Source organism: Methanosarcina sp. UBA5 (genome assembly GCF_002505485.1).
In the GTDB taxonomy this organism is placed as follows: Archaea; Halobacteriota; Methanosarcinia; order Methanosarcinales; family Methanosarcinaceae; genus Methanosarcina.
Window position 1 is genome coordinate 1 of record NZ_DAVG01000123.1, and the last position, 22,187, is coordinate 22,187.

The 22,187-nt window shown below is 39.0% G+C and carries 15 protein-coding genes and 1 pseudogene; 11 read left to right on the forward strand and 5 right to left on the reverse strand.

Annotated elements, in window-relative coordinates; translation table 11 throughout:
• From BP621_RS15585 to BP621_RS15595, 3 genes are all read left to right on the forward strand, one after another.
• Positions 1-213 (forward strand): Lrp/AsnC ligand binding domain-containing protein (locus BP621_RS15585; protein WP_292391532.1); only part of this gene is annotated, 213 nt, incomplete at its 5' end.
• A 512-nt stretch (positions 214-725) separates the two neighbouring features.
• A complete protein-coding gene (locus tag BP621_RS15590; protein ID WP_292391533.1) occupies positions 726-2,591 on the forward strand; it encodes a DNA topoisomerase VI subunit B in 1,866 nt (621 codons plus the stop codon).
• 1 nt (position 2,592) lies between these two features.
• On the forward strand, positions 2,593-3,702 hold the full coding sequence (locus tag BP621_RS15595) for a DNA topoisomerase IV subunit A (protein ID WP_292391535.1): 1,110 nt from the start codon (positions 2,593-2,595) through the stop codon (positions 3,700-3,702).
• 379 nt (positions 3,703-4,081) lie between these two features.
• Here the strand turns inward: BP621_RS15595 and BP621_RS15600 are convergent, their stop codons facing one another.
• Entirely contained in the window at positions 4,082-4,693 is a 612-nt protein-coding gene (locus BP621_RS15600; RefSeq protein ID WP_292391537.1) for a GNAT family N-acetyltransferase, read from the reverse strand.
• Between the two features lie 1,387 nt (positions 4,694-6,080).
• Between BP621_RS15600 and gyrB the strand changes: the two genes are divergently transcribed.
• From gyrB to BP621_RS15615, 3 genes are all read left to right on the forward strand, one after another.
• Positions 6,081-7,982 carry a DNA topoisomerase (ATP-hydrolyzing) subunit B gene (gene gyrB, locus BP621_RS15605; RefSeq protein WP_292391538.1) on the forward strand — a complete coding sequence of 634 codons (1,902 nt, stop codon included), beginning with the start codon at positions 6,081-6,083 and terminating at the stop codon, positions 7,980-7,982.
• A gap of 11 nt (positions 7,983-7,993) precedes the next feature.
• Positions 7,994-10,807, forward strand: a complete 2,814-nt coding sequence (gene gyrA / locus BP621_RS15610) for a DNA gyrase subunit A (RefSeq protein WP_292391540.1) — start codon at positions 7,994-7,996, stop codon at positions 10,805-10,807.
• A gap of 444 nt (positions 10,808-11,251) precedes the next feature.
• Entirely contained in the window at positions 11,252-11,566 is a 315-nt protein-coding gene (locus tag BP621_RS15615; protein ID WP_292391541.1) for a protease inhibitor I42 family protein, read from the forward strand.
• 434 nt (positions 11,567-12,000) lie between these two features.
• Here BP621_RS15615 and BP621_RS15620 read toward each other — a convergent pair whose 3' ends face one another.
• Together BP621_RS15620 and BP621_RS15625 are read right to left on the reverse strand one after the other, a co-directional pair.
• A complete protein-coding gene (locus BP621_RS15620) occupies positions 12,001-13,473 on the reverse strand; it encodes a pentapeptide repeat-containing protein (protein ID WP_292391542.1) in 1,473 nt (490 codons plus the stop codon).
• 155 nt (positions 13,474-13,628) lie between these two features.
• The gene (locus tag BP621_RS15625) at positions 13,629-14,681 is read right to left on the reverse strand and encodes a metal-dependent hydrolase (RefSeq protein ID WP_292391544.1); all 1,053 of its coding nucleotides are present in this window, start codon (positions 14,679-14,681) and stop codon (positions 13,629-13,631) included.
• Positions 14,682-15,204: 523 nt separating this feature from the next.
• On the opposite strand from BP621_RS15625, the gene BP621_RS15630 reads away from it, so the two are divergent.
• Together BP621_RS15630 and tnpC are read left to right on the forward strand one after the other, a co-directional pair.
• Positions 15,205-15,816 carry a superoxide dismutase gene (locus BP621_RS15630; RefSeq protein ID WP_292391545.1) on the forward strand — a complete coding sequence of 204 codons (612 nt, stop codon included), beginning with the start codon at positions 15,205-15,207 and terminating at the stop codon, positions 15,814-15,816.
• 113 nt (positions 15,817-15,929) lie between these two features.
• Positions 15,930-17,353, forward strand: a pseudogene (tnpC, locus tag BP621_RS15635) (IS66 family transposase).
• Positions 17,354-17,592: 239 nt separating this feature from the next.
• On the opposite strand, the gene BP621_RS15640 reads toward tnpC, so the two are convergent.
• The gene (locus BP621_RS15640) at positions 17,593-17,889 is read right to left on the reverse strand and encodes a hypothetical protein (RefSeq protein ID WP_292391546.1); all 297 of its coding nucleotides are present in this window, start codon (positions 17,887-17,889) and stop codon (positions 17,593-17,595) included.
• Between the two features lie 652 nt (positions 17,890-18,541).
• Between BP621_RS15640 and BP621_RS15645 the strand changes: the two genes are divergently transcribed.
• The 3 genes from BP621_RS15645 (at position 18,542) to BP621_RS15655 (ending at position 20,509) form a co-directional block, all read left to right on the forward strand.
• Positions 18,542-18,871, forward strand: a complete 330-nt coding sequence (locus tag BP621_RS15645; RefSeq protein WP_292391547.1) for a hypothetical protein — start codon at positions 18,542-18,544, stop codon at positions 18,869-18,871.
• A 396-nt stretch (positions 18,872-19,267) separates the two neighbouring features.
• Positions 19,268-19,405, forward strand: coding sequence for a hypothetical protein (locus BP621_RS15650; RefSeq protein ID WP_292391548.1), 138 nt, complete (start codon positions 19,268-19,270; stop codon positions 19,403-19,405).
• Positions 19,406-20,017: 612 nt separating this feature from the next.
• On the forward strand, positions 20,018-20,509 hold the full coding sequence (locus tag BP621_RS15655; protein WP_292391549.1) for a hypothetical protein: 492 nt from the start codon (positions 20,018-20,020) through the stop codon (positions 20,507-20,509).
• Positions 20,510-20,708: 199 nt separating this feature from the next.
• Here BP621_RS15655 and BP621_RS15660 read toward each other — a convergent pair whose 3' ends face one another.
• The gene (locus BP621_RS15660) at positions 20,709-21,644 is read right to left on the reverse strand and encodes a cytochrome c biogenesis CcdA family protein (protein ID WP_292391550.1); all 936 of its coding nucleotides are present in this window, start codon (positions 21,642-21,644) and stop codon (positions 20,709-20,711) included.
• Positions 21,645-22,187: the final 543 nt, after the last annotated feature.

Consider the following 22,187-nt stretch of genomic DNA (forward strand, 5'->3'; position numbering starts at 1 on the left):
ATGATAAACGTGCTGCCAGGTTATGAAAAGGCAGCATATAGAGAATTGAAGAACATCGAGGGGATTAAGGATGTTTACCATGTCTTTGGGGAGTACGACTTTGTAATAATTATAGATGGTGAAGATCTGAATACCCTTAACGACGTGGTAGATAGAATCAGGGAAAGCGAAACCGTAAAAGCCACCAAGACAATTATAGGGGCAGAACTTTAAGCTTCTTGACTTCAAAATTAGCGCAATTTTATAATAATAAAGTTAAAGTTGTTTTATATTTTATCAGGCCTGGTTTTCCTACCTAAACCTTTTATTCTGAAATCTGTTATTAGAAACTCCTCGTTTAAGGCTGTATTAAACCTACTTGAAATAATTAATGAGGCATAAAAGTACCTTAATATCCAGAGTTATTTTTGTTTTAGAAGGCATTTTTATATTGTTGAACTCTTTTTCTCTCATAGAAACCTATTTTCTATATTGTATAATATTTTTTATACTTTAAAATGTACTTAAAAAAATGAAATTATCAAAATCTACACTTAAAGAAGAGAAATAAATAAGAAATTCATAGAAGGCGTACAGTTGTCAGAAAACAATGAAACGCTAAAATGGTAAAATGCTATGAAATAAAAATGCTAATAATTGTACTAACATAAAGCAGAAATTCTTACTCCGGATATTTATAAAATTGCATAAACTTACATTGATTTTTCAACCTGAGGTAAATTTTCATGGAATTCACCATTGCAGAAGAACTTGCCAAAAATCAAAAGTCAATAAGTGTCGCAGAATTTTTTGAGAAAAACAGGCAGATCCTGGGTTTTGACTCGGCTCCCCGAAGCCTAATAACAACCGTAAAAGAGGCGGTTGACAATGCTCTGGACGCCTGCGAAGAAGCAGGGATTCTGCCTGACATTCTTGTCCAGATCGAAAGAACCGGGCAGGACTACGTAACTGTTATTGTAGAAGATAACGGGCCAGGAATTATAAAAGAGCAAATTCCAAAAGTCTTTGCAAAGCTTCTCTATGGTTCCAGGTTCCATGCCCTCAAGCAAAGCCGGGGACAGCAGGGGATAGGGATTTCCGCAGCCGTACTCTATGCCCAGATGACTGCAGGCAGGCAGACGAAAATCCTCTCAAAAACCGGCTCCGGTAACCCTGCCCATTATTATGAGCTTATGATCAATACCAGCACGAATGAGCCCGACATCCTGAAAGACGAGATAAGGGACTGGTTTCGCCCACACGGGACTCAGATCGAACTGGAAATGAAGGCTGCCTACGTAAAAGGAAGAAGGCAGTCCATTTACGAATATCTCAAAGCTACAGCAATTGTGAATCCCCATGCAAGAATTACCCTTATAGAACCTGACGGCAATGAGGAGGTTTTTGAAAGAGCAACGGATAAGATGCCTGAGCCAGCAGAAGAAATCCTGCCCCACCCTGAAGGTATAGAACTTGGCACTCTAATGAAGATGCTCCATTACACTGAGCGCCAGAAACTTGCCCCGTTCCTCCGTTACTCTTTTTGCAAAATAGGCCTGTTAACTGCCGAGGAAATCTGCAAAGCTTCAGGGCTTGATCCTGAGATTGACCCTCACGCCCTGGGCCGCCACGAGGCAAGAAAACTAATTGAGGCTTTTGAGAAAGTAAAGATTATGGCTCCTCCTACAGACTGCCTTTCTCCAATAGGAGAAGAGCTGATTTACAGGGGGCTTGAGAAAGAAACGAATGTGGATTTTATTGCCACAAGCACACGAAAACCTGCAGTATATTCCGGGAATCCTTTTGTAGTAGAAGTAGGGCTCGCTTACGGAGGAAATCTTCCGAAAGAAGAAAAAATCAGTATAATGCGTTTTGCTAACCGTGTGCCTTTACTTTACCAGCAGGGAGGCTGCGTGACCACACATGCAGTAGAAGATATTAAATGGAAGCAGTATGGCTTAAATCAGCCAGGAGGGGGAATTCCTGTTGGCCCGGCTATCCTCCTTATCCATATTGCTTCCATTAACGTACCCTTTACCTCGGAATCAAAAGATGCGATCGCAGATATCCCTGTAATCAAGGACGAGATTGATCTTGCAGTCAAAGAGGTGGCAAGGAAGCTTAAGCATTATCTAAGCAAGCAGAGTGATCTTAAGAAGCGCAGGGAAAAAGAAATTATCATTACAAAGTTACTTCCTAAAATGGCATTAAAGGTTGCAAATATCCTGGAAAAAGATGTTCCTGACATCAATCCTATAGTTGCAAAGATAATGGGAAACCTGCTTGTACACAGGAGAGTGAAGAGGAACGAGGATGGGACTGCGGATATTGTAATAAAGGTCAAGAATTTCGGGACCTCTTCATATGCTTTCAGGGTTCATGAGATGCTGCCCTGGACAATCAGTAGGGCAAAACCTGAACCAAAGGTTGTGACTCTGGGCAATGATTACGATTATGTATGGGATATCTCTGCAGCAGTCGGGTCTTCAAAGGTGCTCAGTTACAGGATAGAATCTGCAACTGACAGCGAACTTGGAAAGCTTCCTGAACTTATTGTGGAAGGGCTTGAAGAAGAGCTTGTAACAGGGGCAAAAGCCTTTAAGGGGGCATAAAATGGATAGAGAAACAAATAGCAAAACTTTTCAGGGAGATGCTCTTGCAAGGGAAAAGCTGCTTGAGCTTGCAGAGAAGATTTACAACCAGTTTGAAAATGAGGTTGTCCCAAGTGTTAGCCTCCCAAGCCGAACAAAGGCAAATATAGAATATTCTGATGAGAGCGATGTCTGGGTCTACGGGGACAGGGAAAGCGAAAGGAGTGCAAAAACCGTAAAAGGGGCGTTCCAGCTCCTGAAAACCACTTACGCTACCGAGTTCCTTATAAAAGAGCATCTGGCCCATAACCGCGGCTCAACGCTTCGAGAACTTTACTACATCTCGGAAGGCTGGGAAGCTGCAAAATTCAAAGAACAGGCTGAAAGTGACCGACTGATCGAAGACCTCGAACTCCTTACAGCCCTTCAGAGAGAATATTTCCATATGCGCCCTGAAGAAGACGGGGCTACAATGTTCGGCCCTATTGAAATTACAGAGCAGACAAAGCGCGGAGAAAGAAATATCCACTGCCAGAAAGATGTGGGGGAAGGAGGATACCAGATCCCCTTTAATGTGGAAAACATCGAATTCAAGGCCCATGATGCAAGCATGATAATTGCCATAGAAACCGGTGGTATGTACGCACGTTTGATGGAAAACGGATTTGATGAAGCCTACAATGCGATCCTTGTCCATCTTAAAGGCCAGCCTGCCCGGTCAACCCGCAGGATTATCAAGCGCATGAACGAGGAACTAGGTATCCCTGTAGCCGTTTTTACGGATGGCGACCCGTGGTCCTACAGGATCTATGCCTCGGTTGCCTATGGGGCTATAAAAAGTGCTCATCTCTCGGAATTCATGGCAACCCCCGCAGCCAAATTCCTTGGCCTCCAACCCTCGGATATAGTCGAATACGAACTCTCGACCGACAAGCTTACAGAACAGGATATAAACGCCCTGAGGAGTGAACTTTCTGACCCGCGTTTCGAATCCGACTACTGGAAAGAACAAATCAAACTCCAGCTCGATATAGGGAAAAAGGCCGAACAGCAGGCTTTTGCAGGCAAAGGCTTGGATTTCGTAACCGAAGTTTATCTTCCGAACCGGTTGAAAGACATGGGAATGATTTGAAAAAAGAACACCTGAACTGACCAAGTATGGATAACTCGAATTATTAAAGCCTCAGTTCCGTGAATTTCCGGCAGTGTACTGAAAGTTCTGTAGTTTACCATGAACATTACCTATTAGCCTAGAGAGCTTCCAGTACAATTCTTTTTGGCAGTGTGCCAATTTTTTGGAAAAATTACAAATTTAAAAAAGTTATCTAATCAAAACTCGATATTAGTAGACCAGTTTCATATACCGTGTACAAAAACTTGACTCAAATTTATAGCAAATTCGCGACACTGCCCTATTCTGCAGAACACGGGGGATAGACACATGTAGATATTGGTGAGCAGCAGTCAGGGAAATGAAGCCGGAAGCCTCTGAGTTTTTATCTCAAGGGTAGTTAACTGCTTGAATTTCCAGTCCGATTAATTGCATTAACCATACTCAAAAAATTTATTCCCGCATGTTTTAAATTTCCTCTTACAGAATAACCATTTTTTTTGTATAATTTTAGAGCTTCTTTGTTTTCAGGCTTAACGATCAATGAGGTCTTGTAAATGCCAAGTTTATGAGATTTGAGGGTTGCTACCTTTAGCAATTTGCTCCCAATCCCGCAGGCCCGGTACTGTGGATAAACGGCAATTGAATCTATATAATATTCCCCAGATTCTGCCTCTTTTGTTTCTAACATAGGTATCACTTTTCTCTGAAAATCCGCGGCATTGGATTTATAATATTTAGGGAGGTTTTCCACCAGTAATTTCTTCAAGCGTGGAAAATAGTCTGAAGGAAACGACAAAACTAAACCTGCTATACCATTACGTCCTTCAGCGACATCTATATTTTGATAACTCAGAATATTATCAGGCTGTTTATAGAACTTTTTAATAATCTCTTGTACAGCTGTTCGATTAGTAGAACCAGCCAGCACATAAGCACATTCTTCCCAGGCCATACAGATTAATTCTGATGCTTCATTTGCATCTTCAATTTTGGCCCGTCGAATAAACACAATTATCAAACCTCTTCAATTTTAGTAACAATTTAAATATACATTTAATGCTATAACTATATTACGCATCATAATTATATTTTGTATTATGAGCCGATCCCAAAACTCAAAATTTGCTTCTTTGATTCCCGCATATTAAGTGACCAATCGAGCATCAGATGTGAAAGCAATCCTGAATAATTCTTATAGCTGAGAATGAAAATAGGTTTTGGGATGAGTAGGTTTTGGGATGAGCTCTACATATATTCAATACTATTAATAAATTTAATGCAATTATTTTATCAATTATAAATACAAGGGAGAATTTTCCAACTAGAATTTTATGGCATTTGTTTCGTACTTTAGTGAGGCTAGAGCAAACTTGCTTCAATGTATGAAAACGCAATCACAAGCCATTTTTGAGACTATGCCATGAAAACATCAATCAGATATTAGTGTACGACCAGTACTTTTGTATTCGGTTAATACGAAATGAAAAATAATGTGTTGTTTTTGTAGTGATTTACGTAAACCTAATATTGGAAAATCGATGCACTAGTGCTTCGATTCCGAAGTATGTTCACAAAACTTGACGCTTGAACCAAATTAACGATCAAGAATTTCCAATTAAATAAGGAATTTATTTTGGAATCGAAGCACTAGTATTTTGCTCTTATTTTCAACGTTATGTAAATTTCTGCAGAGAGATATTCAAGAGGGTTGATTCATGGGCAAGAGAAATTTTCTTTGAATTTACTCAATATAAAGTCTGAAGCTGATTAAGTTTATATAGAAACATTCTAAATTAATGTAAGAATAATTGGCTTAAAAAGAAACTGTGATTAAATCCTATCGGGCTTGGTACGGCAGGATATCCAATCAGTACATCACGATAACCATGACGGATTTCGGGTTAACATTCTACCGGGAAATTCCCGGTAAAGCTATCGAAAAATACCCTGAACTGTATATGTAAAGATCTGCTGATAAACAGTATAAATGCCGCAACTACTGCTCTGATTCCTTGTGAGATACAAATTTTTGCGAGCGGAACAGCAAATATTAATTTAAACTAAAGACGTATTAAAAAATTAGTATGAAAAGCGCATATTTGAGCGTAAAATTATGCTAAAAATCACCTGTTTTGAGAGGATTGATATTGAAAAATCTTGTGTAATTTTCAGGGAATCTAAAGGCTTAAAATGTATGAGCGCATATTGAATTTGGTTCGTGGTAAAAAAGATAAAAGTAAAATATAATAAGCAGTTGATAAAAACTGCAGGCTTATAGGATTGATACGAATTCTAAGATCTATTTTGATAAAAGTTTCCCCGCGAATTTTTTAAAAAAAATATAATGTTATGTGATTCAGATAATTATACTAGATTTTTATGGAGAATAAACTAAGATGAGTGATAAACAGGTTTACGATGCTTCGCACATCCAGGTGCTGGAAGGCCTGGAAGCTGTCCGGAAGCGTCCCAGCATGTACATAGGGAGCACGGATGGGCGCGGGCTCCACCACCTAGTCTATGAAGTAGTAGACAACAGTATTGATGAAGCCCTTGCAGGCTTCTGTACCAGTGTAGATGTCACGATCAACCCCGACGGGAGTGTGACAGTCCTGGACAATGGAAGAGGTATTCCTATCGACCTTCATCCATTTCACAAAAAATCAGCTCTTGAAGTTGTAATGACTGTTCTGCATGCAGGAGGGAAGTTCGACAAGAACACCTACAAAGTTTCAGGGGGACTGCATGGGGTAGGGGTCTCTGTAGTAAATGCACTTTCTGAATGGCTGGAAGTTGAAGTGTCAAGAGAAGGCAAGAAGTATTTCCAGCGCTATACCCGTGGAAAGCCTGAGGCCGACGTCCAGGAAATTGGAACCTCGGACGTTACTGGCACAAAAACTACTTTTATGCCGGATGCAAAAATTTTTGAGACCCTTGATTTCGATTACGAGATCCTCTCAAACCGATTACGAGAACTCGCTTTTCTGAACCGGGGCCTTACTATCAGCCTCAGGGACTTAAGAACCCCAGACGAACAGGCTGAAATTTTTACTTATGAAGGGGGGATTGTGGAGTTCGTCAAGTACCTGAATAACAAAAAACAACCCCTCCACGACCCGATTTATTTTGAGCGACAAAGGGACGACATGGCAGTAGAAATTGCAATGCAGTACACGACTGGCTATACAGAGAACGTGTACTCTTTCGCAAACAATATCAATACCCACGAAGGCGGCACCCATATTATCGGTTTCAAGACCGCACTGACACGAGTTGCAAACGACTACATTAAAGTTAACAAACTTTCCAAAGAAGACATAAAGCTCACAGGCGATGATGTAAGGGAAGGACTGACCGCAATCATCAGTGTCAAACTCATGGAACCCCAGTTCGAGGGGCAGACCAAGACAAGGCTTGGAAACAGCGATGTCAAAGGAATTGTGGACTCCCTTGTGACTGATGGACTCGCAGAATATTTTGAGGAAAATCCCAAGGTTGCAAACGTTATTCTTGAAAAGGCCCTCATTGCACAGAAAGCCAGGGAAGCTGCAAAAAAGGCAAGAGAACTGACCAGGAGAAAAAACGCTCTTGAAGTCAGTACCCTTCCGGGAAAACTTGCGGACTGCTCGGAAAAGAATCCTGCAGCCTGCGAGATTTACATTGTGGAAGGTAATTCGGCAGGCGGTTCGGCAAAACAGGGTAGAGACAGGAGTTTCCAGGCTATTTTACCTCTCAGGGGCAAGATCCTGAACGTGGAAAAATCCAGACTTGCAAAAATCCTGAAAAATGAGGAGATAATTTCCCTAATCACTGCCATTGGAACAGGAGTCAGCGAGGACTTCTCTTTGGAAAGTGCCCGCTACCATAAGGTTATTATCATGACTGATGCCGATGTAGATGGAGAACACATCAGGACTCTTCTTCTCACTCTGTTCTTCCGCTATATGAGGCCTCTTATTGACGAGGGATACGTATACATTGCCCAGCCTCCTCTCTACCGCATAAAGAAAGGCAAAGCTGAGTACTACATACACTCTGACAGGGAACTCGAAGCAAAGAAGAAAGAACTCGGGGAAAAAGGACTTGGAATCCAGCGCTACAAAGGTCTTGGAGAAATGAACCCAGAACAGCTCTGGGAAACTACCATGAACCCTGAGAGCCGGATCCTTTTACAGGTGACCCTGGAAGATGCGATTCGGGCTGATGAGATATTCAGAGTTCTCATGGGAGATGAAGTTGAGCCACGCCGGAACTTCATACAAATGCATGCAAAAGAGGTTGCAAATCTGGATATCTGAGGTGGCTAAAAATGGCAAAATATGAAGACGAGAAGAAATCCGAAGATGAATTGAAAAAATCTTATCAAGCTACCCTTATTCCCGAAGAGAAAGATGGAGAGCCGGAAAGTGGTGACGATTCAGCCGCACTTAAACAGGAAGATTCGGGCAAAAAACTGGAATTAAACGTATCCGACCCTGCTTCAGACGATCCGGAGGACGAAGGTCCAGAGCCAGAAAGGAGTGGGGTTACTACTATCCTTCTCGAAAATGAGATGAAACGCTCTTACATCAACTATGCAATGAGCGTAATCATCGGAAGGGCACTTCCTGATGCCCGGGACGGCTTAAAACCGGTTCACCGTAGAATCCTTTTTGCAATGAAAGAGGCAGGGATTACGCATGACAAGGCCTACAAGAAGTCAGCCCGTGTTGTGGGAGATGTGCTTGGTAAATACCATCCGCACGGAGACACTGCCGTTTATGACAGTATTGTACGTATGGTCCAGACATTCTCACTTCGTTATCCTTTAATTGACGGACAGGGAAACTTCGGGTCGATTGATGGAGATTCGGCTGCTGCCATGCGTTACACCGAAGTCCGCATGGGCAGAATCTCAGAGGAGATGCTGGCAGACATCGAGAAGGAAACTGTTCCCTTCATGCCAAATTATGATGGGTCAATGGAAGAGCCCGAAGTCCTCCCTGCAAAACTTCCGAATCTTCTTGTCAATGGGTCCACAGGTATTGCAGTGGGGATGGCAACAAACATGGCCCCCCATAACATAGTAGAGGTCATTGACGGCACTCTTATGCTTATTGAAAATCCTGACATCACAATTCTTGAGCTCATGACCGTGATCAAGGGGCCGGATTTTCCAACAAGTGCCCATATACTTGGAACAGCAGGTATAAGGTCTGCGTACATGACCGGAAGGGGCCCTATAAAGATTCGGGCCGTTGCCGAAATCCAGGAATTAAAGAAAGACAGGCAGCAAATAATCGTAACAGAACTTCCCTATCAGGTTAATAAAGCCAGGATGATTGAAAACATTGCCCAGCTAGCCAGGGAAAAAACAATTGTCGGAATTTCCGATCTTCGGGACGAGTCCGACAGGGAAGGGATAAGGGTTGTTATCGAGCTTTCTCGAGGCACAAATCCAAAGGTTATTTTAAACCAGCTCTATAAGCATACGCAAATGGAGATCACTTTCGGGATAATCAATCTGGCTCTTGTTGACGGAAAGCCAAAAGAGCTCAACCTGAAGGAGCTTCTTGAAATCTACCTGGAATACAGGATGGAAATTATCCAGAAAAGGACGCTTTATGACCTCAAGAAGAGCGAGGAGAGAGCCCATGTTCTTGACGGCCTCAAGATTGCCCTGGATAACATCGACGAGATAGTCTCTCTGATAAAGGGTTCAGCAAATGCTGATGAAGCTAAGCAGGGTCTGATGGACAATTTCGCTCTTGACGAGACTCAGTCGAAGGCTATCCTTGATATGCGCCTGCAGCGCCTGACAGGACTTGAAACCCAGAAGGTTATTGAGGAACTGGAAGGGCTTGTAAAGCTGATAGGTGAACTCAGGAAAATCCTTGAAAGCGATGGGCTCAAGTACGAGATAATCAGGAACGAACTTCTGGAGCTAAAGGAAAAGTATGGGGATGCCCGCAGGACAAAAATCGTGCAGGCTGCTTCTGAAGTCAGAGAAGAGGATCTGATTCACGAAGAGGAAGTTGTTGTCACAATTACTAACGGAGGCTACATAAAGCGCATCCCGCTCAAGACTTATACCATGCAGCGTCGTGGAGGCAGAGGTATAATCGGCATGGAAATGAAGGAAGAAGACTTCGTGGAGAATCTCTTCATTTCCTCAACTCACAATTATATCCTGTTCTTTACAAACCTTGGCAGGCTCTACTGGGAAAAGGTCTATGAGATTCCGGAAGGTTCGCGGCAGTCTAGAGGCAAAGCCATAGTAAATCTTCTGGAGCTTCAGGAAGGCGAGACAATCAATGCCATGATCCCTGTCAAGGAGTTTGACGAAAACCACTACCTGCTTATGGCAACAAGGGCAGGCACGATTAAAAAGACTCCCCTCTCTGAGTTCAGGAAACCGAGGAAAGCAGGCATAATTGCAGTTACCCTTGATGAAGAGGACGAGCTTGTAAGAGTTCTCCTTACAGACGGCAAAAAAGAAGTCCTGATGGTTTCAAAGAAAGGCAAAGCTATCCGCTTCCCTGAGAAAGATGTCCGCCCAATGGGCCGAACCGCAAGAGGTGTCCGGGGTATGACCCTTGAAGGCCCTGATGACGAGGTTGTCAGTATGGACCTCGTTGACGAGACCACGACTCTCCTGACCGTAACCGAAAATGGCTTTGGCAAGAGAACCGAGTACTCCCAGTATCCTGCGCACCGCCGTGGCGGAAAAGGCGTGATAACAATCATTACCAATGGGAGGAATGGCCCTGTTTCAAGAGTCAGATCCGTAGCCGATGACGATGAACTGATCTTCACCAGTGCCGATGGTATCATTATCCGTATCCCTGCGAAAGATATCTCTATTCAGGGGAGAAACACCCAGGGTGTAAGAATCATGAATCTGAAACCCGACGACACAGTCGCGGGTATAGCCAGGATCGAAAGCGAAAAAGCCGAAAAGAACCTGAAACTCACAGCTTTTGAAGGTAAAGAAGCCGCAGAAGCAACTGGAGCCGGGGAGGAAGCCGAGGTTTCAGAGGATGAAGCTGAAGACCTTGAAGTTGCCAACGAAGCAGACGAAACCGAAGAATTAGAGGAGAATGAGGTAGAAGAGGACGAAGACGAAGAAGTTAAAGAAGATTGAGTAACGCACGCGAGTGAAGAAGAATAATTCTCCACTTAAAATGCTGCCGGAATAAAGATTTTTTGGGGATTTGTTTCCGGCGGCGGGGTTTTTGTCCGGAGGGGAGCCGGGCGGTAGACTTATTTTTCGGGGCGGGTTTTTTGAATATATTTTTTGAGAGATTGAGTACCGGAAGGTATGTTTATTCAGAATTCTCAGGACCTTATGTGGTAGATCTGAAAGTTTAGTTATATAGTTCTCGTTGGAATTCTACAAGTCTTTATAAACAACACCAAATATAGCTCGTACATTGAAATATAATGATAAATGTTAGAAAGTTGTATATACTTTGACCAACATTCTAACTTATAACTCAATCACTTGGATAAATTGTCCAATGTGTTCATACACAGCAATTTTCAGAACAATAGTGAGAGAGTTTTAACATAAAGGGGGTATAAAAGAATGCAAAAATTAGAGTTATTGCCACCGATAAATGCGAAAATTGGAGATATATTTGAAATATCAATACCGTCGAATCCTTCTTCGACCGGTTACAACTGCTTACTGTCAGAAATGCCACATTGCGTTTATTTTGTAGAGTCAGCATATGTACCCGATGAGCCTACTATGCCGGGAAAAGGTGGAACTAGCAAGTTCAAGTTTCTTGCAGTTAAGAAAGGTGACGGCAAGATTATTTTCCATAGTGTGAGATTCTCTCACCCTCCAGAGATATTGGAACCTACTCCTATGCAACAAAGGTTTGTTATAATAGAGTGATGAAATGGCAAATAAAGCCATTTCTCTTTCCTTTTTTTAAGAAAAATATTCAATTTATCTTACATTAAATTTCATAGACTAATCTTCAATTTGTCTTTTGCGAATTTTTGTTATTCAGGGCCGGTTTGAGTTTCGATGAATCTTAAAACGGGGTACCATACGACTGCGAAGACAGAAAAATTTGAGAAATTACCTTGAAATTTGATATGTAATGACAAAAATGATCAGAGATACCATCATCAGACCAAAAACAGTCTCTCCCATTACTAATGGTTGCATTAACGGTATTGCTATATCAGGCTGTATATTTGGAAAACTGTATCCTGTAAAGGTAGTGAGACTAAAGTAAAGATAGTCAATCAGTTTGATTTCTCTCCCTTGAACAATTATACCATTTATCTTCCAGAAACAAAAAGCAAATAGAATAATACCAATCATAGAAGAAAAATAGGATTCCAAATTTGGTCTCCATGCCCTGCTAAAACTTTTAAGATAAACCCGTCAAAAACTCTTGCCCTAATATTATTCTTAAAGCCACCCTTTGTAAGTAAAAGTTTTCGATAAGACTCGTTTGCCCTATAATGAGCATGTTTTGCTTGAAGACTGTCACCGTTGGATGAATAAAAATTATATAATTTTGTATATATTTCGAAGGAAGATTCATAAAGAAGTTCTTTTCTATGTGAAGATAAGAAAGTCGCAAATTCAAAAAAAGATTCTTTTCTATCGTCAAATAAGAAATCTTCATATGCAATAGCTATCATGTAGTTTTTTAGTAATGGTATTTTGTTCCAGAGAGGAATGTTTTCTTTAGGCTTTTTATAAAATACTAAATCATCGAATTTTTCCTTAATTTCATAAGAAATTTCTCCTTTTTGATGCGCATCGATTAAATCTTTGTAGAAAATAACTTTGTAAATATTAAGTGCTTTACCATAACCGATATACCTTATAATTTCTGCTTTATTTAAAGCATCTAACACAAAATCGGAATCACTTTCAAAGTACTCAATTTTTCTGACATCAAACATAATTTGTTTACTTAATATATATGGAAATGGTCTTTTAGTAGAGAGAGTATCTGCAACGAACTCGTTAATCTCTTTTTCACTAATTTTAGTAGACTTAAAGAAAATGGCATTTCTGAACGTCTTTGTTTCATCAACATATGAGCTAGATATATTTGAACCTATGAGCCGAGTCCCTTCTAAAATGGATTTGGAATCAAAAATAGTGCCTACTAAAGATGCCTGTCTTATATCAGCATAACTAAGATCTGCTCCACTCAGATCTGAATAAGCTAAATCAGATTTTGAAAGATTAGAGTAAAGTAGATTCGCTTCAATTAATTTACATCCTCTTAAGTTTGCATTTTCGAGAGTAGAATATTCCAAATTTACTCTGCTAAGATTTGCACCACTCAAGTCTGAATTTGTTAGATTAGCGTATCCTAAGTCAGCATTCTGAAAATTTACTGTAGTGAGACTATAATTTTCTAATCTTGCGAATATCAAGCATGCTCCCTTTAAATTGGTTCTGAAAAATTCTGCTCCCTGCAAATCAGCTCTTGGTAGATACGCATCTTCTAAATTTGCTTCTCTTAAATCTGAATCTTGTAAATTTGCGGAATTTAAGTTAGCTTTTCTTAAATTTGCTTTATAAAAAGAAGATCCCTTTAGATTAGCTAAAATTAATTTAATACCTTGTAGATCAGCGCAGTTTAAATTGACTTTTTGAAGGAAAACACCCAAAATTTTGTGATCTTTCAGAAAATTTAGCTGATCCTGAGATGGTTTCTTTCCTTCGATTTCCTGATGCCAGTAACAATATTCACTACCTTCTTCAGATTCAAGAGGACATTTAAAGTTGTCATAAGTACCTTTGAACTTATACTTGCATCTGCCCATTAAACTATCTCCTATACTTTCAAAACAAATGCAAAAACTATTTAAATCAATCTAAAAAATCTAGATTTGCAGATATTCCATTAATTTCAAAGACTACAACAGACTATAATGAGAAATTAAAATTTCCTATCTCTTTTAGCAAACTGTCCATAATCTTACCCAAACCAGTTCTTATGTAACTTTTCCTCATCTTCCCCCTGCCTACTCGCATAAGCCACATATTCCCCGCTCTCCTTATCAAAAACAAACCTATAAACCGTTTTGAAATAAGCCCAGTATTTAACATATGGATCTCTCGCATCGCTCAACGTAACAGTTACCGAACCATTTTCTTCCGAAACGCTGTAGACAGGATAATCGATTTCCTGAGGAACGGCTGTGCTGTAGAGTTTTCCGGCTCTTTCAATATACGTGGAGGCGTCTGGAACGGCGCCGGTCACGTTGACTTTTTCGATATAATCGCTTTTTTCGATCCCTGACCAGTAGCTCACTTCCATTATCTTGTAATGGGTAGAGTTATACGAATACGCGGAAATGAACTTCCCGAAGGACGAAGGATAGGTGTCCTGATAGCTGATTTTTGCGCCTTCCGCGCCGGAAATATAATTCACAAGAAATAGTTTTGCCACCGGCAGAATTGTAAGCCAGACCACAAGCACAATTAAAAGCGCGGGATAGAGTTTGCTCCGATTTTTCGTGACAAAGGCACAGAAATTATTGAACTTCCCATTCCATTTTCCATGGTCCTTCATGTAAGCCACAAGTAAAATGAAAACGGGCAGCAGAGGAAGAATATTTGCCAGCGGGTCGAAGAAATAAACCGCGCCGAGAGTTGATGTCCCGGTGCTGAATGGGTAGAGGGGACGTATTTTCCAGCTTGTCGCGTAATCAAGATAAACATGGGAAAAGATGGCTGCAAATCCGGCGGCCGTAAACAGGCGGTCTTTTGTTTTAAACCAGACAAAAAGAGTGACAAGCAGGATGAAAAGAATTGAGTGCAGGAATTCCCTGTGGCCGAACAGGTAAAAAAGCTGGTTTCGCGCCTCATGGCTCACACTGCCGCTGATGAGAGCAAACAGGGTGTATGGGATAAAATCCAGGTCAGGAAGGATTGCCAGAAACCCGATAGCGTTTCGCTTTTTTCCTTTGAAGCCAAGGGTCAGGGCAATCAGAAGGCCGATTCCCAGGTGAGAGAGTGAATTTACCATTTGTTTTATTCCTCAATCAATTTTTCTTCCTCAACCAATTTTAATCTTTATTTAGTTTTTAACTTCGCTCCTACCCCTACTGTAGTTTTATCTTAATTACTACTTATGATTTTATTTTCAATAAGTCAAATCTTTCTTGGAGATCTTGAATACATTTCTTTGAAAATATCTATAGTTTGTATCTTTTACCTTTAAATAGGTTTGATGATAATTATGTTTTACATTTTGAATTGCCAGATGCAATTCGAGATGTGTTTGAAGAGACTCAAAGCAGAGTGCTTTTCAAAGAAAGTGCTTTACAGCGAGAAATGTTCAGGAATAAAATTGCTCACGATAGAGTAATTTGAACAGATTCCTGTAACATAACTAAGGGGAAAATTGTTTAGTGGGGCAGGATTTGTAATGGGATCATTTGTAGTGTGATCTTTTGACTGGAAAGTATAGATCCATTTTTAATTCAGATTCCAGAACAAATTTTGCAAAACCAATAGCTCATAAAAATTCGATAAAGAGAGTGGATAATATGGCCAAAGGATTGTACAAATTGCCACCTTTAAAATATGGATATGGAGACCTGGCACCTTATATTTCCGAAGAGCAGCTCAAGTTACATCATGACAAGCACCACCAGGCTTATGTAGCTAACGCAAATGCAGCTATAGAAATGATGGACAAGGCGAGGAAAGAAGGAAACGACTTTGATTATAAGGCAACTGCAAAAGCCCTGTCTTTTAATCTGGCCGGGCATGTCCTTCACGATTACTTCTGGTGGGAGATGACTCCCGAAAGCAATGCAAGCAAAGAGGCTGTAGGGGAATTGTCCGAAATGATCAAAGACAACTTCGGAAGCTTTGAGAGGTTTAAAAAGGAGTTTACCCAGGTTGCATCCAGTGTTGAAGGTTCCGGGTGGGCGGCCTTAACCTTCTGTAATGATACAAAGAGACTTATGATCATGCAGATCGAAAAGCACAATGTGAATATAATCCCGGATTATCCGATCCTTATGGCGCTTGATGTGTGGGAACACGCTTACTATATTGATTACAAGAATGATAGGGGCAAATTCATAGAAGGATTCTGGAATATCATCAACTGGGAAGAAATCGACAAATATTTCACAAAAATCCAAAAGTAATTTTAAAATTAGTTGTAACTATTCAGGTAGCTTTATCAAAGCTACACAATTTTTCCTCGTTCCGATGAAAAATTGGATATAAAATGATATAAAATGAATCATTTTTCTCCTTGATGAAACGTGATGAGATTCTTGCTCTATGTGCTTCAAGCCCTGAAGTTATTGCTTATATTGTAAGTCTTGAGTCTCAAACTAAAGAACTCACTGAAAGATTGATAGCTTTAGAATCTCTTAAATCAAAACAGCAGAAACAGCAGTAAACCTTCTTCTACTGACTTTTTTGTCAACGAAAAACCTAATCCCAAGAGTCTCCGTAAAAAGGGCGGCAAGAAACCTGGAGTTCAAGAAGGTCATCCAGGAACAACTCTTAAAATAGTTGATAACCTGAGTAGGTAATTGAACATTCTTTGAGTTGTTGCAAAGAATGTAGACATATTCTTGAGGATATTGAAGTTGAAGCTTATGAGAAAAGACAGGTTTTTGATATTCCACCTGTAAATCTTATTGTTACAGAACATCGAAGTCAGATAAAAACTTGTCCTCACTATGGGAGATTAAATAAAGCTGATTTTCCAAAATCCGTAAAATATCCAGTTCAATATGGTCCTAATATCTTAGCTTCAGCAATTTACTGTAAGAACCACCATTTTATTCCCTGTGAAAGGATTTCTGAGCTTTTTAATGACGTTATAGGAATAAAAATCTGTTCTGCTACTATTATTAAAGCAGAAAGAGAATGTTTCCGGAATATGGAGTATTTTGAAAATACGATTAGAGAGAAGTTAATATCTTCTCCTGTTCTCCATTGTGATGAAACTGGAATGAAGGTTCAAGGAAAAAAACATTGGCTTCATGTAGCTTCTAATGATAAATATACCTGTTATTTTGCTCATCCAAAAGGAGATCAAAAGCAACGGATTCTATGGGAATTCTTCCAGAGTATAAGGGAATGGCAGTTCATGATGGATAGAAACCCTACAATGGTTATGATTGTAATCATATTCTTTGTAACGCTCATCTCCAGAGAGAACTTACTGGAATTGAAGAGTTATAAACAGCAATGGACTAAAGAAATGAATGAGCTGTTAACTGAAATGAAAAAGTATACTGATGAGTGCAAAGAGCAGGTCAAAGATTTTGATATTGAACAAATCAAGGCATTAGAAAAAGGTTCGATGCTGTAGTTATGAAAGGAATTGAAGAGAATCCACCGTCTTTAAATCCTGAAAAACAAGGAAAACGTGGTAAGAATCCAAAAACCAAATCAAGGAATATGCTTGATAGGTTTATAGAACACAAAGAAAAGATTTTGAGATTCCGGATAGACTTGAAAGTTCCGTTTGAGAATAATCAGGCAGAAAGAGATGTCAGGATGATGAAGCTACAGCAGAAAATATCCGGAATTTTCAGAACCATGCGAAGAGCGGAAGCTTTCTGCAGAATTAGAACATATATTTCTACAATCAGAAAGAATAGTTTACCTGTATTACATGCTATTCTAGCGGCGCTCAAAGGAGCGCAGCTAAATATACACTGAATAGTTACATAAGTTTTAATATTTAGCACTGAATTCCAGATCAAGGTTTATGGATTGGAAAATCCCTTGCTTTAGATTTTCTAACATAAAAAAATTTACTGTATAATACAGGGTAAGAAGAGTAATACTAGGAATAATTTTTTATAGAGCATATTTTTTCAAATTAAATAAAAAATTCCGAAAATGGATTCCTTCGAATCCAAACAATCCTCGTCTATTTATTCTAAATGCCATAAACTTCAATCTTTCAGGATGGTACTCCCGTCATCACAGTTAGCTATGAACACCCCATTGTCTAGGATGCCACCGGGAACATTAATTACTCTGTTCTCTATCCAGATTCTGTAGTTCTCAGAAATTAAACATCCTACTTCTTTTTGGAATATTGAAGAGTTTTTAAAGTAGTTCAATTTTACAGTATCCGGGGTTTCCTCATAGAGTCCACATTCTTTAAACTTTTTATTCATATAAACATCAAATGTACCGTCATCGTGGAGAATAAAATGGGTTGTCTTGTTGGTGTATTTTCTGGGCATAGGGATCACATATTTTAATAAATAAATTAATACGAGCTCGTTTTTCAACTTAATTCATAGGGTTTTGTTTTGATGCTATTCGGTTTCAGACAAATAATGTTTGTAGTTTTTATTAATTTATTATAGCATTACAACAGCATCTATAACAGCAATAAGCCATAGTAATATAAGTTTTATCTCTTTAAAATTTGATTATTACCCGAGCTGCCGAAATAAAAATTCAAGATTTGGGTTATATTCTTGTATTAATAGTTCTAGCTTTCAGATCAGGTCATATTCCAGAAAAAAGGACTCCTTGTCATCTACACTGTTCTATCTTAGGGGCAAGTCCAATCCTTTTTACATGATTTTGCTCATGAATTAACGTTATTCGGTCTCTTAAACTGAATCACGGCATGTCGCCGATATTAATATTCTCTCAATGTAACTCAATTGTCATATCTCAATTAACACTAAAAGCTACCCATAAACTTTATAAATATTTAGATACATAGATTAAATATTTAACAGTGAGTTAGATATTATCATGTCAAATAGAATATGGGATCTGATTAAGTTTTCAAATTTTCTTTTATCTAATTTCAGAGAACCTTACATAAAAAAGAATGCGTACAAAAGCAAATTTAAAGTGGAAGGGACGGAATAATAATAGGTGGTAATATTGGGGGAAATCATTGAGTATTGTCATTATGTAAAAATGTCTGGAAAAATCCTTGAATCTATAGATAATATGGCCAAAGTCAGTTTAAACAAAGATGAGAAAAAAATTTTACAGGGATTTGTGCACAACAAGGCTGAACAAAAAACCAATTACTACGACAAAAAAATAGCTGAAATGAAGCAGAAGTACGATATGGAATATTCAGCTTTTCAGAATAAAATCTATTTGAGGGCAGCAGAGATAGATCTTGAAGAATGGAACGATTTCGTACTCTGGGGAAGTTACGTCAAAGCACACCGATACTGGGCACAGTTTTGCTGAGTGAAATTTAAGCCCGGCAATTCTATCATCCTTCCAGAACTTCACATTAAAACAGAAAACTCATCAGCCTTGTAGCCTTGACAACAAATATTGTATAGGGAAGACCACTTTTATAATTATAATTTTAATTATAATTATTACTTTATAATTTAAAGACATTTCCTTTTTCGAGATATCTATTTTCTTTCACAGCAAGGATGTATAAAAAACTGCGTTATATAAATATAAAGAAGTTTTTTGTACTATTATTAAGGGCTTTGGAACTGCGAAGCAACTGTTTGTATTATTATAAAGAAGAGTTTGTGTTATTATAAAGAACGTTTCTATTATTATAAAAAGCCATTTTATAATAGCTAAATTCATATGCATTTTTAAAACTGCAGAGAGAAAAATCGCATGACTCGTGATGACTATATGCTAATTCTTGGATCAAATGTGTATGCAGATCCGGTATACATATTGTCATGCAAGCCTGATCGAAATACCGGAGACTGGATACCTTATTCATTCTGGAAAACTGCGATGACGGCTTGATTTTGACGACCGAGATCCAGGATGAGAATTCAGATCTCATAGCAAAAATCGATAAAAATGAGTTTATCCAGCTCAACGAAAAATTTGACGTTCAGGGAGAAATCGAGAAAGGAAGCGGCCTCACGCTGACACGAAATTTCGTTTTTTCCATTTTTTGGTCATTTAGTTTTTCAATTACTCAATTTTTTGGTTGTTCAATTTTTTGATAATTCAGTCATTTGGCCATCAATTTTTTGATCGTTTAAGTTAAAACATAAATGTATGATCTTTCATGAAATGGTCTAAAATTAATATAATTGTATAAGAACGCTATATTGGAATACTTGTTCCAATCAGTTTCTGACAGTTGATATTGGATAGAGACTGCCCTGAACTGTCCAGCAACAAAAGTTTCATCAGGAACAAAAACGTATTTTTCATAGTAAAATTCGCTCTAGAAACCATTCTTGTAAACAAAATAACCTGAGGCAAGAGGGAATAGAAAAACCTTATGACTCTTGTTAAAGAATCTGCAAAAGTATCTTAAACAAATCTTAAAAGAATCCGTGAAATAATTTATAGAAAAGTCTGTAAAAGAATAGAAATTCTACTTTTTTTGGGAGATGTAGGGCAATGTCTGAGGAAATTAAAAAGCAGATTGAAGACTTGATTTCTGAATCCAATGATCTGATGGAAGCGTTACGTAAGTTTTTTTATTCAGTGCCCATTCAGTACGATCCTTTTCTCGACATCGGCCCCTTTAGCATATCAGACCTGCCCAGGATGTGGGATTACGACCCTTACATTAATACAAACCCTTATACGGGAGAGCCAGTTCCTCTCCATTACCGATGGTTCAAATTAACTAATGACAAGTTTCTCGAGCAGGAGGAACTATTTAAAAAATATATAAACTGGGCCTCGTCAGCCAGAAACCTGATTGAGAAATTTTTGCCTGAAAAACTGGCTGTTTTTGATGAAAAATTCGAAACCATCAAAAAATGGATAGAAATGAGTGAACGGTTACCATCGGATGACAACGCCGAGATATTTTTTAGGTTTAAAAGAGATTTCATAAGCCAGCAAAATCTTTTTTTCGCTTTACTGAAGCAGGTTGAAAAATAATAGATTTTAAAAACACATTTCTAGGATTTAGTTTCTAAAAAGTGCATTTTTAGGATTTAAATAAAGTTGCGCTAGCGCCCCCCGCAGCAAGTTAGCAGGGGATTTGACAAAAATTAAAAAATGGACTTGAAAATGTGAACTTGAATGGTGTGCTGGCTAAATTCAGACCTTTTATTGAACTATTCCAGGGCTTTATAGGTTAGATTACTCCAAGCTGCATGAGCCGGGCAACGGATATCAGTATGATTCCTGTTGTCAGTCTTATTTCTACTCTCCATCTTTCCCTGAATTCAGTGACTTTATTCGGGCTGAGTCCGAAGGCAAGAAGGAGACCGAGAGCTATTACGGGAAGCAGAAGCCCTATATGGTAAATGCCAATATATATTGTTCCTGTGACAATATCGGTTTTTGTTGCCAGTATGCTCAGGAGTGAAAGAAAGATCGCTCCTACGCAGGGAGCTTTGACCAGGGAAAACATGCTTCCTGAAAGGAAGGACAGCAGCAGAAGATTATTCTGGTCCATTTTGCCCATAAAGTTTTTCAAGGGTTCGGGAGTCCTGAAGGTAGTTTTTGCATGCTTTTTCAGCCAGTAGGCATCAAAAATATGCCAGAAACCTAGCAGGGCAATAATTAGGATTGAAGCTTTTATAAAACTTTTCTGAATTTCAGGCAGGAGGTTAACAATACTGAGGATGCTCATTCCGGCAAGCATATACATAGTAAAGATTCCTGTCGAAAAACCGAGCGTGATTTTGAGCATTTCCTTTCTTCTTCCGTGCTTGGCAAGGGTGACTGAAGCAAGAAATGCCATTACCGCAAGGAGGCAGGGGTTGAAACCCGCAAGAATACCTGCTGCCAGGAGTAAGAAAGGGCTAATTTTTTCTATGGGCTGATCTATTTCGTCCTGTGTTTCTGTAAGGGGAAACGAAAGACCTTCGGCAAAAAGTAAAGAAGGCTGGATTTCCGTCAGAAAAACCCCGGCCGGGTTTTCATATGCTCTATGAAAGTAGCCCGTTAACTGGTTTTCATATACTGCGGCTGAAGTGACGGATGCAGAGCTCAGCAACAAAAAAATGCAGGCCAGCGTAAAAATTCCTTTGTTTACAAACAACTTACGCGTATTTTTCTTTTTCATATATTTTTCCGGAAATATTTTATAACTAGATTTTAAACTTCCATGGCCAATGGACATATAATCTTTGATGAAATTCAGATTGTTACCCATTGTAAAGTTTCTTCTTATAGAAGGAAAGAGCCTATTCTAAGATCGAATTTTCATTCTTTAATTTTCCTCTTTTATAGCGAAAAAATTACGTACTGATAGAGTTATCTCTTTTGATTTTGCTAATAAATGTGATACTTCTAGCCTTAATTTGTGCACCTATATTAGTTTTATTGTGGTATTATCTTTTTTATAAAACTCTGTTTGACTGACCGAAAGTATATATAAATTCGAATTCTGCCAATTAAAGTAGCAACTTGACATATTCCAGCTGAACTGCTGAAATCTGCCTTAGATAACGGCAACACTTGGATCAGGATAACCTTTTTAACAGGCTCAACTGTGCCAGATATGAGATATAAATGAAAAAATAGATATAGAGTCTATCCCAAAAACCACTTTATTTTAAATCGTTGGTAATTTCCAAAGTTGTTTTATTATCTTGAGCTTGATCGA

Excerpts from the sequence above, each read along its gene's own strand:
- BP621_RS15595 (WP_292391535.1), top strand. The coding sequence starts at position 2,593 with ATGGATAGAGAAACAAATAGCAAAACTTTTCAGGGAGATGCTCTTGCA.
- BP621_RS15620 (WP_292391542.1), bottom strand. The coding sequence starts at position 13,473 with ATGGGCAGATGCAAGTATAAGTTCAAAGGTACTTATGACAACTTTAAA.
- BP621_RS15630 (WP_292391545.1), top strand. The coding sequence starts at position 15,205 with ATGGCCAAAGGATTGTACAAATTGCCACCTTTAAAATATGGATATGGA.
- gyrA (WP_292391540.1), top strand. The coding sequence starts at position 7,994 with ATGGCAAAATATGAAGACGAGAAGAAATCCGAAGATGAATTGAAAAAA.
- BP621_RS15640 (WP_292391546.1), bottom strand. The coding sequence starts at position 17,889 with ATGCCCAGAAAATACACCAACAAGACAACCCATTTTATTCTCCACGAT.
- BP621_RS15590 (WP_292391533.1), top strand. The coding sequence starts at position 726 with ATGGAATTCACCATTGCAGAAGAACTTGCCAAAAATCAAAAGTCAATA.
- BP621_RS15655 (WP_292391549.1), top strand. The coding sequence starts at position 20,018 with ATGTCTGAGGAAATTAAAAAGCAGATTGAAGACTTGATTTCTGAATCC.
- BP621_RS15625 (WP_292391544.1), bottom strand. The coding sequence starts at position 14,681 with ATGGTAAATTCACTCTCTCACCTGGGAATCGGCCTTCTGATTGCCCTG.
- gyrB (WP_292391538.1), top strand. The coding sequence starts at position 6,081 with ATGAGTGATAAACAGGTTTACGATGCTTCGCACATCCAGGTGCTGGAA.
- BP621_RS15650 (WP_292391548.1), top strand. The coding sequence starts at position 19,268 with ATGACTCGTGATGACTATATGCTAATTCTTGGATCAAATGTGTATGCA.
- BP621_RS15660 (WP_292391550.1), bottom strand. The coding sequence starts at position 21,644 with ATGAAAAAGAAAAATACGCGTAAGTTGTTTGTAAACAAAGGAATTTTT.
- BP621_RS15615 (WP_292391541.1), top strand. The coding sequence starts at position 11,252 with ATGCAAAAATTAGAGTTATTGCCACCGATAAATGCGAAAATTGGAGAT.